The organism is Stenotrophomonas sp. Ste96 (assembly GCF_024519495.1).
Classification (GTDB): domain Bacteria; phylum Pseudomonadota; class Gammaproteobacteria; order Xanthomonadales; family Xanthomonadaceae; genus Stenotrophomonas; species Stenotrophomonas bentonitica_A.
This window is the reverse complement of record NZ_JALJRX010000005.1, coordinates 197,865-211,731: the sequence shown is the minus strand read 5'-3', so window position 1 is coordinate 211,731 and position 13,867 is coordinate 197,865. Positions and strand designations below refer to the sequence as shown.

The following is a 13,867-nucleotide window of genomic DNA, read 5'->3' as shown; positions in this document are numbered from 1 at the left end:
TATGCATCTGAGCAGTGACAGCATCACCAACGGCCAACCGATCGCCGCCACCTTCGCGGCCGGCGATGCCGAAGGCTTCGCCCCCAACCGCAACCCGCAGCTGGCCTGGCACGATGTGCCGGCCGGCACCCGGTCGTTCGCGCTGCTGTGCATCGATCCGGATGTGCCGACCGTGCCCGATACGGTCGGCCGGCAGGATTGCACGGTGCCACGCGATCAACCGCGTGCCCACTTCGCGCACTGGGCGATGGCCGATATCCCCGCCGATGTGCGCGCGCTGGCCGCGGGCAGCTGCAGCGACGGCTTCACCGTGCGCGGCAAGACCCAGCCGGCCGGCCCGGCGGGCAGCCGCCAGGGCCTGAACGATTTCACCGGTTGGTTCGCCGGCAATCCGGACATGGCCGGCCAGTACCTGGGCTATGACGGCCCGTACCCGCCGTTCAACGACGAGCGCGTGCACCGCTATTTCTTCCGCGTGTTCGCGCTGGACGTGGCGCAGCTGGAGCTGCCCACGCCGTTTACCGCTGCCGATGTGCTGCATGCGATGCACGGGCACGTGCTGGCCGAAGCATCGCTGCATGGCACGTATACGTTGAACCCGGCGCTGGCGTGATCCCCCGGTGGGTGCCGACCGTTGGTCGTCACCACATCCGGTAGGTACCGACCGTTGGTCGGTACTGCGCTGTCGGGAGCCGGCCAGCGGCCGGCACTACAGGATGAAGAAGGGCGGCCAGCGGCCGCCCTTCTGCGTTCTTATTTCTTCTCGTTCGCCGACTCGACCACCATGTCCAGCACGTAGGCGTTGGACGAGGCATCGGCCGGTGGGTTGGCGATCGTGTAGCGCTTCACGCGCACCACGTTGCGCACGCCGTCTTCGTGGGTGTAGCCCTCGATGACGTCGTAGAAGTTCTGCCACTCGCCCGGCTCGCCCTGCTTGATGCCGTTGGCGTCGTAGCGGATCTCGCGCGTCTGCAGGCACTGCTTGTCGCGGATCAGCGGGTGCGGGCACGGCTTGGTCTGCGCGGCCACCTCCAGGAATACCGTTTCGCCTTCGCCGCCATAGCGGGTCTCAGCGGTCGGCTCCGGGGTGAACACCAGCACATCGCCGTTGGCGGTACGCAGGGTCAGCTGGCCGGCATCGCCCAGCTCGGTCTTGAGCGCGCCTTCCAGGCGGCTGCCCACAGCCTGGTCCAGCGCCATCAGGTTCTTGTCGGTGCAGGCCATCATGGTCGAGGCCATCGGCGAGACGGTCAGCGAACCATCGGCCAGCGTGTAGCCCCCGCCCATGCGGTTGCAGGTGTTGCTGATCGCGATGCGGTCATCCTTGAAGTCCAGCGTGACCGGCTTGTCGGCGCGGGCGAACAGCGCATCGATGCGCTTGCCGCTGGCATCGGTGGCCGATTCCAGGCGCCAATGGCTGCCCTGCAGGCGCTGCACATCCAGGCGGGCCACGGCGGCCTGGTCGGCGGCGGCGGTCGGTGCCGGGGCGAGGTCATCGCGGCCGGCCGGGGCGGTGGAAGGGTTGCTGCAGGCGGCCATCAGGGCCAGCGGCAGCATCAGCATCAGGGTGCGTTTCATGTACATCTCCTTGGGAACCTGGGGAAAAACGCCGGCGCGCCCCCAACGGGGTTGCGCCGGCGCCGGGCCGTTCAGTTGCCAGCGGGCAACCAGAGCAGCAAGGCCGCGCCCAGTGCGATGCGGTAGACCGCGAACGCCGTGAACTTGTGCGACTTGATGTAGCCCAGCAACCACTTCACTACGATGAAGCCGGTGACGACCGCGGCAAGGAAGGCCACGCCGACGTCGGTCCAGTTCTCACTGGCGAGCTTGCCGTCCTTGGCCAGTTCCAGGAAGGCATAGCCGCTGGCGGCGAACATGGTCGGGATGCCGACCAGGAACACGAACTCGGTGGCTTTCGCGCGGCGGCTCAGGCCGAACAGCATTGCGATGAAGATCGCCGCCGCCGACCGCGAGGTGCCCGGGAACACACCGGCCACCACCTGCGCCACACCGACCAGGATGGCGACCTTCCAGGTCACCTCATCGCGCTCGGGCAGGCGTGCGGTGTAGGCCTCCACCAGGATCATCCACAGGCCGCCGATGATCAGTGCCCAGGCCACCGGCGTCACTGTCTCCGGCAGTTCCCAGCCGGCCAGGCGGACCGGCAGGCCGACCACGGCGGTGACCAGGAAGGCGGTGCCGAGCTTGAGCACGTAATCGCGGTTGGCGCGCTCATGCAGGCCGGTCGCCAGGGTCCACAACCGCTGCCGGAACACCAGCGTGATCGCCAGGATCGCGCCGGCCTGGATGATGATGTTGAAGAAGTCCGAGCGTGCGCCCAACCAGTGCTGGGCGATCAGCAGGTGGCCGGTGCTGGAGATCGGCAGGAATTCGGTGAGGCCTTCAAGAATGCCCAGAAGGAGGGCGGAGAGCAGGTCGGACATCGGGGGGGCTGGGGCTCGGAATGGGTGAAATCGGGAGGCAGCATAAAACATCCGCGTCCCGCACCAAATGTGTGCGTGGTGCAGGGCGTGCACTATTTTGGTGCGGATGGGCGTACACCGCGGGGTCGGGCAGCCCAGTGAAATCAAGGGTTTGTGAAGTCTGAAAAGTTGGCACGGGGATTGCTCTATCCACTCAGGCAATCACCCATCTGAGGTTTCACCGATGTCCGTGGAAAATGTTGAGAAGCTGATCAAGGACAACCAGATCGAGTTCGTCGACCTGCGTTTCGTCGATATGCGTGGCATCGAGCAGCACGTCACCTTCCCGGTCAGCATCGTGGAGCCGTCGCTGTTTGAAGAAGGCAAGATGTTCGATGGCAGCTCGATCGCCGGCTGGAAGGGCATCAACGAGTCGGACATGGTCCTGCTGCCGGACCCGTCCAGCGCCTACATCGACCCGTTCTACGCCGACCCGACCCTGGTCATCAGCTGCGACGTCCTCGATCCGGCCACCATGCAGCCGTACGGCCGCTGCCCGCGCGGCATCGCCAAGCGCGCCGAGGCCTACCTGAAGTCCTCCGGCATCGCCGAGCAGGCCTTCTTCGGTCCGGAGCCGGAGTTCTTCATCTTCGATTCGGTCCGCTTCGCCAACGACATGGGCCACACCTTCTTCAAGATCGATTCCGAAGAAGCGGCCTGGAGCACCGGTGACAAGTACGACGGCGCCAACAGCGGCTACCGTCCGGCCGTCAAGGGCGGCTACTTCCCGGTCCCGCCGACCGATTCGCTGCACGACCTGCGTGCGGAAATGTGCAAGACCCTGGAACAGGTCGGCATCGAAGTGGAAGTGCAGCACCACGAAGTGGCGACCGCCGGCCAGTGCGAGATCGGCACCAAGTTCAGCACCCTGGTGCAGAAGGCCGATGAACTGCTGCGCATGAAGCACGTCATCAAGAACGTCGCCCACCGCAACGGCAAGACCGCCACCTTCATGCCCAAGCCGCTGGTCGGCGACAACGGCAGCGGCATGCACGTGCACCAGTCGCTTTCCAAGGGCGGCACCAACCTGTTCTCCGGTGATGGCTACGGCGGCCTGAGCCAGCTGGCGCTGTGGTACATCGGCGGCATCTTCAAGCACGCCAAGGCGATCAATGCCTTCGCCAACTCCGGCACCAACAGCTACAAGCGCCTGGTCCCGGGCTTCGAAGCCCCGGTGATGCTGGCCTACTCGGCCCGCAACCGTTCCGCCTCGTGCCGCATTCCGTGGGTGTCCAACCCGAAGGCGCGCCGCATCGAAATGCGCTTCCCCGATCCGATCCAGTCCGGCTACCTGACCTTCACCGTGCTGATGATGGCCGGCCTGGACGGCATCAAGAACCAGATCGACCCGGGCGCACCGAGCGACAAGGATCTGTACGACCTGCCGCCGGAAGAAGAGAAGCTGATCCCGCAGGTCTGCTCCTCGCTGGACCAGGCCCTGGAAGCGCTGGACAAGGACCGCGAGTTCCTCAAGGCCGGTGGCGTGATGAGCGACGACTTCATCGACGGCTACATCGCGCTGAAGATGCAGGAAGTCACCAAGTTCCGCGCGGCGACCCACCCGCTCGAGTACCAGATGTACTACGCGAACTGAGCAACAGGTGACGATGACGAAGGATTTCCCTCCCACCCTTCGTCATCGTCGCCGCTTTTCCGGCTGGGGAGCCGGCAAGGCGACCATGTTGTAGAGCGGACCGTTGGTCCGCTCCACCACCAGGGGCAAGAGAGACCGGACGCGTGTCATGGGCCCTTCCTCCCTCCCGCGTCACCGCTGGCGTCGCCCTTCGGGCGTCGGCAACGGCGTGGCCCATGCAACGTTCGGCGCAACGACCGGCGGCCATGTGCAAGTGGCCGCCGGTTGACCTGACATCGGCCCCACGCGGGCCGGTTCCATCCACCATCGGGATATGCGCATGAAACTGATCTCCGCCATCATCCGGCCGTTCAAGCTCGACGAGGTCCGCGAGGCCCTCTCCGACGCTGGCGTGTCGGGCATCACCGTGACCGAAGTCAAAGGCTTCGGGCGCCAGAAGGGCCACACCGAGTTGTATCGCGGCGCGGAGTACGTCGTGGATTTCCTGCCGAAGATCAAGATCGAGACCGTCGTGACCGACGATCGCCTGGAGGCCGTGGTCGAGGCCATCCAGACCGCGGCCGGCACCGGCAAGATCGGCGACGGCAAGATCTTTGTCACCGCGGTCGAACAGGTCGTCCGCATCCGCACCGGCGAAATCGGCGCTGACGCGCTCTAACCCCACTCGGAGCCCACAATGAAGACCTCTTTGTTCACCGGGTGGCAAGCCCGGTTCCATGCCGTGTGCCTGATGATGCTGCTCAGCGCGCTGGCCGTCGGTGCCTTCTCCAGCAGTGCACACGCCCAGGCCCAGGTCACCCCGGCACCGTCGGAGACGGTCGCGGTCGAGCCGCTGCCGGCCACGCCGGAAGCCACGGCTGCCCCGGTCGACGAAGCCGCCGCGGCGGCCACGTTCGATCACGGCGATGTCGCCTGGATGCTCACCTCCACCCTGCTGGTGCTGCTGATGGTGGTGCCGGGCCTGGCCCTGTTCTACGGCGGCCTGGTGCGCTCCAAGAACGTGCTGTCCATCCTCAGCCAGATCCTGGTGGTGTTCTCGCTGGTGCTGATGCTGTGGGTGGCCTACGGCTACAGCGCGGTGTTCAGCCAAGGCAACGCCTTCTTCGGCTCGTTCACCGAGTTCGCCTTCCTCAAGGGCTTCGGCCCGGATACCGTCGGCAACACGCCGATCGCCGGCCTGCCGGATTATCTGTTCGTCGCCTTCCAGTCGACCTTCGCCGGCATCACCACCGCGCTGATCGTGGGTGCCTTCGCCGAGCGCATCAAGTTCAAGGCCGTGCTGCTGTTCTCGGCCCTGTGGTTCACCCTGAGCTACATCCCGATGGCGCACATCGTGTGGGGCGGCGGCTATCTGGGTGAGATGGGCGCGATCGACTTCGCCGGTGGCACCGTGGTCCACATCAATGCCGGCGTGGCGGGCCTGGTGGGCGCCTACTTCGTGGGCAAGCGCATCGGCTACGGCCAGACCGCATTGAAGCCGCACAACGTGCCGTTCACCTATATCGGCGCGATGCTGCTGTGGGTGGGCTGGTTCGGCTTCAACGCCGGCTCGGCGGCCGCCGCCGACACCGTCGCCTCGCTGGCCTTCATCAACACCATCCTCGCCACCGCCGCCGCGGTGCTTGGCTGGACCCTGGTCGAAGCGGTCAGCAAGGGCAAGCCGTCCGCGCTGGGCGCTGCCTCCGGCGCCGTCGCCGGCCTGGTCGGCATCACCCCGGCCTGCGGCACCGTGGGCCCGCTGGGCGCGATCGTGATCGGCCTGGTCGCCGGCGTGGTCTGCGTCTGGGGCGTCACCGGTCTCAAGCGCCTGCTCAAGGTCGATGACACCGCCGATGTGTTCGGTGTGCACGGCATCGGCGGCATCGTCGGTGCACTGCTCACCGGTGTGTTCAGTGCCGAGTCGCTGGGCGGCACCAAGGCCGACCTGGATATCGGTCACCAGGTGTGGGTGCAGCTGGTCAGCGTCGGCTTCACCATCGTCTGGTGCGCCGTGGCCACCGTGCTGATCCTGCTGGTGGTGCGCATGGTGTTTGGCCTGCGCGTCACCGAAGAAGCAGAGCGCACCGGCCTGGACGTCACCTCGCACGGCGAGTCGGCCTACGAGGCCTGATCCGCGCGCGATACCGCATTAGAAACGAGAGAGAGATGTTCTACCTTTGCCGGCGGCCTTCGGGTCGCCGGTTTTTTGTGGGCGCCTGCCGGGCATTACCGTGCTTTGGCAGCTGATCGTGCAATCACGCACAATGCAGGCATGCACGTGACCCGTACTTCCCTCGCACTGCTCGCCCTTCTGCTGCTCGCCGCCTGCGCCAGCACCGAGGTCCGCAGCCCGCTCGCCACCTGGGTGCCGTCGCCGAACCACAACGCGCGCGCGCCGGTGGTGATCGTGCTGCACCACACCGATCAGCATTCCGTGCAGCAGAGCCTGGACACGCTGCGCAGCGCCAACAGCGGCGGCAAGGTCAGTTCGCACTATCTGGTCGGGGCCGATGGCCACATCTACCAACTGGTCGGCGATGACCGGCGCGCCTGGCATGCCGGTCCCGGTCGCTGGGGGACGATCACCGATCTCAACTCGGCCTCGATCGGCATCGAGATCGACAACGATGGCGACACGCCGTTCGCACCGGCACAGATCGCGGCCCTGATCCGCCTGCTGGATGACCTGTGCACGCGCCTGCGCATTCCGCCCAGCCAGATCATCGCGCATGCCGATCTGGCGCCCTCGCGCAAGCAGGATCCCAGCCGTTTCTTCCCGTGGCAGCAACTGGCCGAAGCCGGTTTCGGCGTATGGCCGCGCGCAGCCGATGGCCCGGCACCGGCCGGCTTTGATGCCTGGATGGCCCTGCAGGCCTTCGGCTACCCGATGGACGACCGGGCGGCCGCGGTCGGCGCCTTCCATCGCCGCTTCCGCGGGCGCGACGATCTTCCCGCAGATCTCGATGCCGAAGACGCCCGCATCCTGCACTCGCTGCTGCTGCAACAGGAACGCCGCCCATGAAGTCCGATTCCCTTCGCCACGCACTCAAGCACGCCGCGCTGTCGGGGGTCGGGTTGGCCATGTTGAGCGCCTGCGCGGTCGCGCCGCAGCGGCCTGCGTCATCGCCAGCGACCGTGCCCACCAGCACCTACGCAAAGGCGAGTTGGAACGCATTGCCCGCCGTCGCGGACGCCGATCTGCAGGCCGGCTTCGCCGCCTGGCGCAGTGCCTGCCCGCGCCTGAAGACAGAGGCCAACTGGGCACCCACCTGCGCCGCGGCCGCCAAGGTTGCCACCACGCCGGCCGCCATCCGCCAGTTCCTGCAGGCGAATCTCGACGTCTATGCCCTGCGCGCCGGTGGCAACCGGGCCGATGGCCTGATCACCGGTTACTACGAGCCGATCTATGCGGGCAGCCTCACCCGCACCGCCCAGGCGGCGGTGCCGGTGTACGGCGTGCCCGACGACATGATCAGCGTCCAGCTCGAGAGTCTTTATCCCGAACTCAAGGGCAAGCGCCTGCGCGGACGCGTGGAAGGGCGCGTGCTCAAGCCGTATGACGATGCCGCGCGGATCGCCGCGAACGGCGTCAAGGCACCCGTACTGGCCTGGCTGACCAGCCCGATGGACCTGCAGTTCCTGCAGATCCAGGGATCGGGCCGCGTCCAGCTGGCCGATGGCCGTCAGCTGCGGATCGCCTACGCCGACCAGAACGGCCATCCCTATCGCCCCATCGGCCGCTGGCTGGTGGAGCAGGGTGAGCTGAAGCAGGCCGACGTCAGCATGGCCGCCATCCGCGCCTGGGCCGATGCCCACCCGACCCGCGTGCCCGAACTGCTGGCCAGCAATCCCAGCTATGTGTTCTTCACCCGCGGCCCGGACAGCGACGAAGGCCCGCGCGGCTCGTTGAACGTGCCGCTGACCGCCGGCTACAGCGTCGCGGTGGACCGCAACGTCGTGCCACTGGGCAGCCTGCTGTGGCTGTCCACCACGCGCCCGGACGGCACCGCGCTGGTGCGCCCGGTCGCCGCGCAGGACACCGGCGGTGCCATCACCGGCGAAGTGCGCGCGGACCTGTTCTGGGGCACTGGCGATGCGGCTGGCGAGCTGGCCGGGCACATGAAGCAGAAGGGTACGATCTGGATGCTGTGGCCGAAGGGTGTGGCGTTGCCGAAGGCGCCTGACAAGAGCGAGTGACACCGATGGATGAACTGCAGCGACTCCAGCACTGGTATCGAAGGCAGTGCAACGAGGACTGGGAGCATACGTTCGGGGTCACTATCGACACCCTTGATAACCCCGGCTGGCACGTCTGCATTGATCTCATCGAGACGGAGCTTGAGCAAAAGCCCTTTGCATCGATCAGCCGCGGGGACTCGGAAGATGATGCCGACTGGATTATCTGCACGGTTGAGAAGTCGCAGTTTGTAGCGAGCGGTGGTATCGGGAACCTGACTGAGTTGCTTGGTGTATTTCTCAGCTGGGCTGAGGCCTAGCGATCGATTGCCCGGAGGATTCATGAAGGTCAAACGCATCATCGCCAACATCGCCGCGTCCGATCCGGCCGCCGCGGACAGTTTCTATCGGGACATCCTCGGCCTGGAGCTGGTCATGGATCACGGCTGGATCCGCACCTATGCGGGATCCGCGGATATGACTGTCCAGGTGAGTGTGGCGTCCGAAGGCGGCGCCGGTACCGCCGTGCCCGATCTCTCCATCGAGGTCGACGATCTGGACGAAGTGCTTCGTCGGGTGCACGCGGCCAACCTCCCCATCGCCTATGGCCCAGCCAGCGAACCGTGGGGCGTGCGTCGGTTCTACCTCCGCGATCCGTTGGGCCGGCTGGTCAACATCCTGCAGCATGCGTGAGCGAGGCAGGAAACCGGGATCAACAGGCCTGCCGTTTTGCACTACATTGGTGCAATGACCACCGCGCTCCCGCCTCCCGCCCTCGACGCCCTCGGCACCCCGGTCGCCTGGGCCGACGCCAGCGGCCGTGTGGTGGGCTGCAATCCCGCCTTTGCCCGCTGGCTGGGCGTGAGCGTGCGGCGCCTGCTGGGCCAGCCGCTGGCCTCGCTGGAGGCACAGGGCGATGCCTTGGCCCACTTCCTGGCCCGCGATGAGCGCGACACCCTGCGCCTGCACCGGCTGGCCCTGGCGCTGCCGGGCGATGCGCCCCGTTTTGCCGAGGGGTGGCTGAGCCGCTGGGACGAGGGCGGCTGGCTGCTGGAGGCGCATCCGGTCGATGAGTTCCCGGGGTTGGACCCCACCCAGGCGCTGCCCAGCGCACTCAGTGCCGCGCTCAAGGGCCTGGCGCACGAGCTGCGCAATCCGCTGGCCGGCTTGAAGGGCGCGGCCCAGCTGCTGGCGCGGCGCAACGCGCAGCGCGATCCGGACGAGCGCGAACTGATCGAGCTGATCGGCTCGGAGATCGAACGCCTGAACGGCCTGCTCGAGCAATTGCTGTCACCCGCGCCGGCCGCGCCGCATGCACCGCTCAACATCCACGCCTCGCTGGAGCGCGTCCTGCGCCTGGCCGAGAGCGAAGGCGGCTGGGCGGTCCGGATCCAGCGCGATTACGACCCCAGCATTCCCGAGTTCGATGGCGATGCCGACCGCCTCACCCAGGCCGTGTGGAACCTGGTCCGCAATGCGATCCAGGCCGGTGCGGGCACCGTCACCCTGCGCACGCGCGTGGAGCACGGCGTGCGCATCACCGATCAGCTGCACCCGCTGGCACTGCGGCTGGAAATCGCCGATGACGGCCGTGGCGTGCCCGAAGACCTGGCCGAGCACCTGTTCCTGCCGCTGGTCAGTGGTCGTGCCGAGGGCACCGGGCTGGGCCTGGCGCTGGCCCAGCAGGTCGCGCGCGAGCATCGTGGCACCCTGACCTACCGCTCGCGCCCGGGCCACACCGTATTCACCGTGCTGCTGCCGATCGGGCAGGGCACCCCCGCCGAGGACACCGCCGCCCATGGCTGACCAGGTCGATACCACCGCCCAGCGCGTCTGGGTGGTCGACGATGACCGCGCGGTGCGCTTCGTGCTGTGCACCGCGCTGCGTGAGGCCGGCTACCGCGTCGAAGGGTTCGACGGCGCGGCGGCCGCCTTGGCGATGCTGTCCGAACAGCCGCCACCGGATCTGCTGTTCACCGATGTCCGCATGCCCGGCGATGACGGGCTGGTTCTGCTGGACAAGCTCAAGGCGGCGCATCCGCAGCTGCCGGTGATCGTGATGTCGGCCTATACCGATGTGGCAAGCACGGCCGGCGCCTTCCGCGGTGGTGCGCAGGAATTCCTGTCCAAGCCGTTCGATCTGGATGATGCGGTCGCGCTGGCGCAGCGGGTGCTGCCCGCGCCGGATGTCACCCTGGCCGAGCCGAGCGAGACCGCCAGCACGCCGCCGCCCGATCAGCGCCCGCAGCTGGTCGGCGATACGCCTGCGATGCGCGCGCTGTTCCGCGCGATCGGGCGCTTGGCGCAGGCACCGCTGTCGGTGCTGATCAATGGCGAGACCGGCACCGGCAAGGAGCTGGTCGCGCATGCGCTGCACCATGAGTCGCCGCGCGTGCAGGGCCCGTTCGTCGCACTCAATACCGCCGCCATTCCGTCCGAACTGCTGGAAAGCGAGTTGTTCGGCCACGAGGCGGGCGCGTTCACCGGTGCCCAGCGCCGCCACATCGGCCGCTTCGAGCAGGCCAACGGCGGCACGCTGTTCCTGGATGAAATCGGCGACATGCCGTTGCCGCTGCAGACGCGACTGCTGCGCGTGCTGGCCGAGGGCGAGTTCTTCCGTGTCGGCGGGCGTGAGCTGATCCGCGTGGATGTGCGCGTGATCGCCGCGACCCACCAGGACCTGGAAACGCTGGTGGCGCAGGGTCGCTTCCGTGCCGACCTGCTGCACCGGCTGGATGTGGTGCGGCTGCGGTTGCCGCCGCTGCGCGAGCGTCGCGACGACATCGCGCAGCTGGCCGAGACCTTCCTCGCGGCCGCGGCACACAAACTGGATACGCCGCCCAAGCGGCTCACTGCCGCCGCGCTGCAGGCGCTGCGCGAACATGACTGGCCCGGCAACGTACGGGAGCTGGAGAACGTGTGCTGGCGCATGGCCGCGCTTGCCGCCGCGGACAGCATCGGCGTGGCCGACGTGGACAGCGCGCTGCACCGCGGTGCCGGTGCGCCGCGCGCGCGCAGTGCTGGCGACCCGGGGCAGTGGGAAACGCTGCTCTCGGCATGGGCGCGCCAGCGACTGGCCGAAGGTGCCGAAGGCCTGCACGCCCAGGTGCGTGACCGGGTCGACCAGGCCCTGCTCGAAGCCGCCCTGCAGATCACCCACGGCCGCCGTGCCGAGGCGGCCGCGCGGCTGGGCATGGGTCGAAACACGCTCACCCGCAAGCTCGGCGCCGGCCGCAGGCGCGGCGGATGAACCGCATGTCCACACCGCGTGTGCGCCATGTCCGGGCCGCTTTCATGGCCTGTGGACGAGCACACGGTTAGTTTGCAATCAAGGAGTCTTCCCATGCGCAGTTCCCATGTCGTCCTCGCTGCGGCGATCGCGGTCGGTCTGGCCGCCTGTGGCAGCACGCCGCCGCCGCGTCCCGCCGCCCCCGTCGTGCCGGTGGTCAGCACCGCGCAGATGGCAGAGGCCAATCTGTCGCCCGCCTCGGCCAGCCTGGTCAGTGGGCGCCTTGCGCTGGTGCCCGATGCACGTGGCGTACACATCACCGGTGTCATCGGTGGCCTGCAGCCGCTGCAGGTGGCCGGGTTCCACGTGCATGAGCGCGGCGACTGCAGTGCGGTCGATGCCAGCAGCGCCGGTGCGCATTTCAATCCAGCCGGGCAGCCGCACGGCCGCAACAGTGCCGGCGCGCACCACGCCGGTGACATGGACAACCTGCGTGCCGATGCGCAGGGACGCGTCAACGTCGACATCCGCCTGCCAGCGGTTACCCTTGGCGGCGGCGCAGCCACCGATATCGCCGGGCGTGCACTGATCGTGCATGCCAATGCCGACGATTACCGCAGCCAGCCGGCCGGCAACGCCGGCGCCCGAATTGCCTGCGGCGTCATCCGGGTCGTGCGCTGATCGCGCCGTCCCACGACGCCGTTTCTTCCAACGCTACCCGCAAGGAGATCCACATGCGCCTGATCCACACCACGCTGTTCGCGGCCATCGCCGCGCTCGGCCTGACCGCCTGCAACAAGCCGGCCGACACCACCCCGGAAGCCACGCCGGCTGCCGAAGCCACCGCGTCCCAGCCGACGGCCGAAGCGACCCCCGAGGCACCGCCGGCGATGACCAGTGAGGCCCATGCCAACCACACTGCCAGTGCCGACCTTGCGCCGACCCAGGGCAATGACGTCAAAGGCAACGTGACCTTCAGCATCGTTGACGGCAAGGTTCATGTGAAAGGCCAGGTCAGCGGCCTGAAGCCGAACAGCGAGCACGGCTTCCACATCCATGAGAAGGGCGATTGCAGCGCGCCGGACGGCGCCAGCGCCGGTGGCCACTTCAATCCGGGCAAGGAAGACCATGGCAGCGTCGCCAGCGAACCGCATCACGGTGGCGACATGCCCAACATCAAGGCTGATGCCCAGGGCAACGCCGTGGTCGATGCCCCGGTCTCGACCAACGTCAACATCGGCAAGGGCGATGATTTCGACATCATTGGCCGCGGCCTGATCGTCCATGCCGACGCGGACGACTACAAGACCCAGCCGACCGGCAATGCCGGCGCACGCCTGGCCTGCGCGGTGATCAAAGCGGCCCCGTAACCCGGGCCGTATCTGACGAAAAACGCCGGCGAACGCCGGCGTTTTTTTTGAACGTTGGTCGAGCCACGCCATGCGTGGCTGCCATGAGCGATATCGATTTTCCCGAGGAGCCGGCCAGCGGCCGGCACTACCGTCAGCGGGCCAGCAGCTCGCGCGCGTCCTGCCCGGCTTCGCAATGTACGAACAGCACCGGCAGGCCGTGCGCTTCCAGCACGGCGGCCATCTGCCGCTGGCGGATCAGGTACTGATCGTAGATGCCCTGCAAGCGATCACAGTCGCCGGTGCCGTGGTTGTAGTACGCGCACCAGCCGGCGGGATCGAACAGCGCCATACGCACTTCGCCGTCAGCGTATCGAAGCAGCGGCTCCGGCGCGGCATCCAGCCACTCTTCCACGTGCGGTGCCATCAGTGCGGTTTCGATCAGCGGCCACAGAATCGCCAGGCCCTGGTTGTCGTACTGCATCGACATCATCGCGGCGAGATCATTCACCGTGAAATAGCGCGCGTGTTCGATCTGCGCGCCGAAGGCGTTCTGGGCCTGCAGCGCGGTATCGGCCTGCGCCATGCCCTGGGCCAGCAGCACGTCTTCCAGCGCCTCGGCCACGGTCTGGGTCTGGGCGACTTCAGTGCCCGTCAGCAGGAACGGGACGACCCGCAGGCCGCCGCCGGTGAGGCTGGCATCAGCCTGGAACGGCAGCGGTACGTCGCCATCGGCGCCGGCACCAAAGGCCAGCACGCGCGGGCCCTGGTTGCGGCCCGGGGCGCGCATCTGCAGTTCTTCCAGGCGCCGGTGCACCGGCCAGCCCGGACGCAGGATTTCCGCCGGATCGAAGTGGGCGCCGGCGAACACGAAGTCCAGCCCGCTCACGCCGGGCACCAGCTTGGCCAGATCGCGGCCGACGCGTTCGGCCAGTTCACCAGCCTGTTCGGAGGACAGCGCGGCATGGCGCGGGGCGTCGCCGCCGGCCAGTTCCAATGCCAGTACGCCAATGGCATTCATGCCGTGGTCGGGTTTGCTCATGGTTTCACGGTTGGC

Annotated in this window: 15 protein-coding genes; 12 read left to right on the top strand and 3 right to left on the bottom strand. The window is 67.6% G+C overall.

Features of this window, described 5'->3' with window-relative positions; genetic code table 11:
- The first annotated feature begins 1 nt into the window (after position 1).
- Positions 2-613 carry a YbhB/YbcL family Raf kinase inhibitor-like protein gene (locus OC373_RS14130; protein WP_019184911.1) on the top strand — a complete coding sequence of 204 codons (612 nt, stop codon included), beginning with the start codon at positions 2-4 and terminating at the stop codon, positions 611-613.
- Between the two features lie 140 nt (positions 614-753).
- Here OC373_RS14130 and OC373_RS14125 read toward each other — a convergent pair whose 3' ends face one another.
- Together OC373_RS14125 and OC373_RS14120 are read right to left on the bottom strand one after the other, a co-directional pair.
- Positions 754-1,578: an META and DUF4377 domain-containing protein gene (locus OC373_RS14125; RefSeq protein ID WP_026070061.1), complete on the bottom strand. Its 825-nt coding sequence runs from the start codon at positions 1,576-1,578 to the stop codon at positions 754-756.
- A gap of 71 nt (positions 1,579-1,649) precedes the next feature.
- Positions 1,650-2,444, bottom strand: a complete 795-nt coding sequence (locus OC373_RS14120) for an undecaprenyl-diphosphate phosphatase (RefSeq protein WP_026070060.1) — start codon at positions 2,442-2,444, stop codon at positions 1,650-1,652.
- Between the two features lie 223 nt (positions 2,445-2,667).
- Between OC373_RS14120 and glnA the strand changes: the two genes are divergently transcribed.
- From glnA to OC373_RS14065, 11 genes are all read left to right on the top strand, one after another.
- Positions 2,668-4,077, top strand: a complete 1,410-nt coding sequence (gene glnA / locus OC373_RS14115) for a type I glutamate--ammonia ligase (protein ID WP_261997889.1) — start codon at positions 2,668-2,670, stop codon at positions 4,075-4,077.
- A gap of 319 nt (positions 4,078-4,396) precedes the next feature.
- Complete coding sequence (locus OC373_RS14110; RefSeq protein ID WP_019184907.1) at positions 4,397-4,735, top strand: P-II family nitrogen regulator; 339 nt, start codon at positions 4,397-4,399, stop codon at positions 4,733-4,735.
- A gap of 18 nt (positions 4,736-4,753) precedes the next feature.
- Complete coding sequence (amt, locus tag OC373_RS14105; RefSeq protein ID WP_261997888.1) at positions 4,754-6,187, top strand: ammonium transporter; 1,434 nt, start codon at positions 4,754-4,756, stop codon at positions 6,185-6,187.
- A gap of 141 nt (positions 6,188-6,328) precedes the next feature.
- Positions 6,329-7,078, top strand: a complete 750-nt coding sequence (locus OC373_RS14100; protein ID WP_070473812.1) for an N-acetylmuramoyl-L-alanine amidase — start codon at positions 6,329-6,331, stop codon at positions 7,076-7,078.
- Between the two features lie 59 nt (positions 7,079-7,137).
- Positions 7,138-8,253: an MltA domain-containing protein gene (locus tag OC373_RS14095; protein WP_261997952.1), complete on the top strand. Its 1,116-nt coding sequence runs from the start codon at positions 7,138-7,140 to the stop codon at positions 8,251-8,253.
- Between the two features lie 5 nt (positions 8,254-8,258).
- Complete coding sequence (locus OC373_RS14090) at positions 8,259-8,552, top strand: immunity 53 family protein (RefSeq protein WP_070426363.1); 294 nt, start codon at positions 8,259-8,261, stop codon at positions 8,550-8,552.
- Between the two features lie 22 nt (positions 8,553-8,574).
- Positions 8,575-8,925 carry a VOC family protein gene (locus OC373_RS14085; RefSeq protein WP_261997887.1) on the top strand — a complete coding sequence of 117 codons (351 nt, stop codon included), beginning with the start codon at positions 8,575-8,577 and terminating at the stop codon, positions 8,923-8,925.
- Between the two features lie 54 nt (positions 8,926-8,979).
- Positions 8,980-10,038: an ATP-binding protein gene (locus OC373_RS14080; RefSeq protein WP_070426365.1), complete on the top strand. Its 1,059-nt coding sequence runs from the start codon at positions 8,980-8,982 to the stop codon at positions 10,036-10,038.
- On the top strand, positions 10,031-11,482 hold the full coding sequence (gene ntrC / locus OC373_RS14075) for a nitrogen regulation protein NR(I) (protein ID WP_261997886.1): 1,452 nt from the start codon (positions 10,031-10,033) through the stop codon (positions 11,480-11,482). The genes OC373_RS14080 and ntrC overlap by 8 nt, the downstream gene beginning before the upstream one ends.
- Before the next feature lie 93 nt (positions 11,483-11,575).
- Positions 11,576-12,142, top strand: a complete 567-nt coding sequence (locus tag OC373_RS14070) for a superoxide dismutase family protein (protein ID WP_019184901.1) — start codon at positions 11,576-11,578, stop codon at positions 12,140-12,142.
- 53 nt (positions 12,143-12,195) lie between these two features.
- Positions 12,196-12,831, top strand: coding sequence for a superoxide dismutase family protein (locus tag OC373_RS14065; RefSeq protein WP_046273863.1), 636 nt, complete (start codon positions 12,196-12,198; stop codon positions 12,829-12,831).
- 133 nt (positions 12,832-12,964) lie between these two features.
- Here OC373_RS14065 and OC373_RS14060 read toward each other — a convergent pair whose 3' ends face one another.
- The gene (locus tag OC373_RS14060; protein WP_261997885.1) at positions 12,965-13,852 is read right to left on the bottom strand and encodes a hypothetical protein; all 888 of its coding nucleotides are present in this window, start codon (positions 13,850-13,852) and stop codon (positions 12,965-12,967) included.
- Positions 13,853-13,867: the final 15 nt, after the last annotated feature.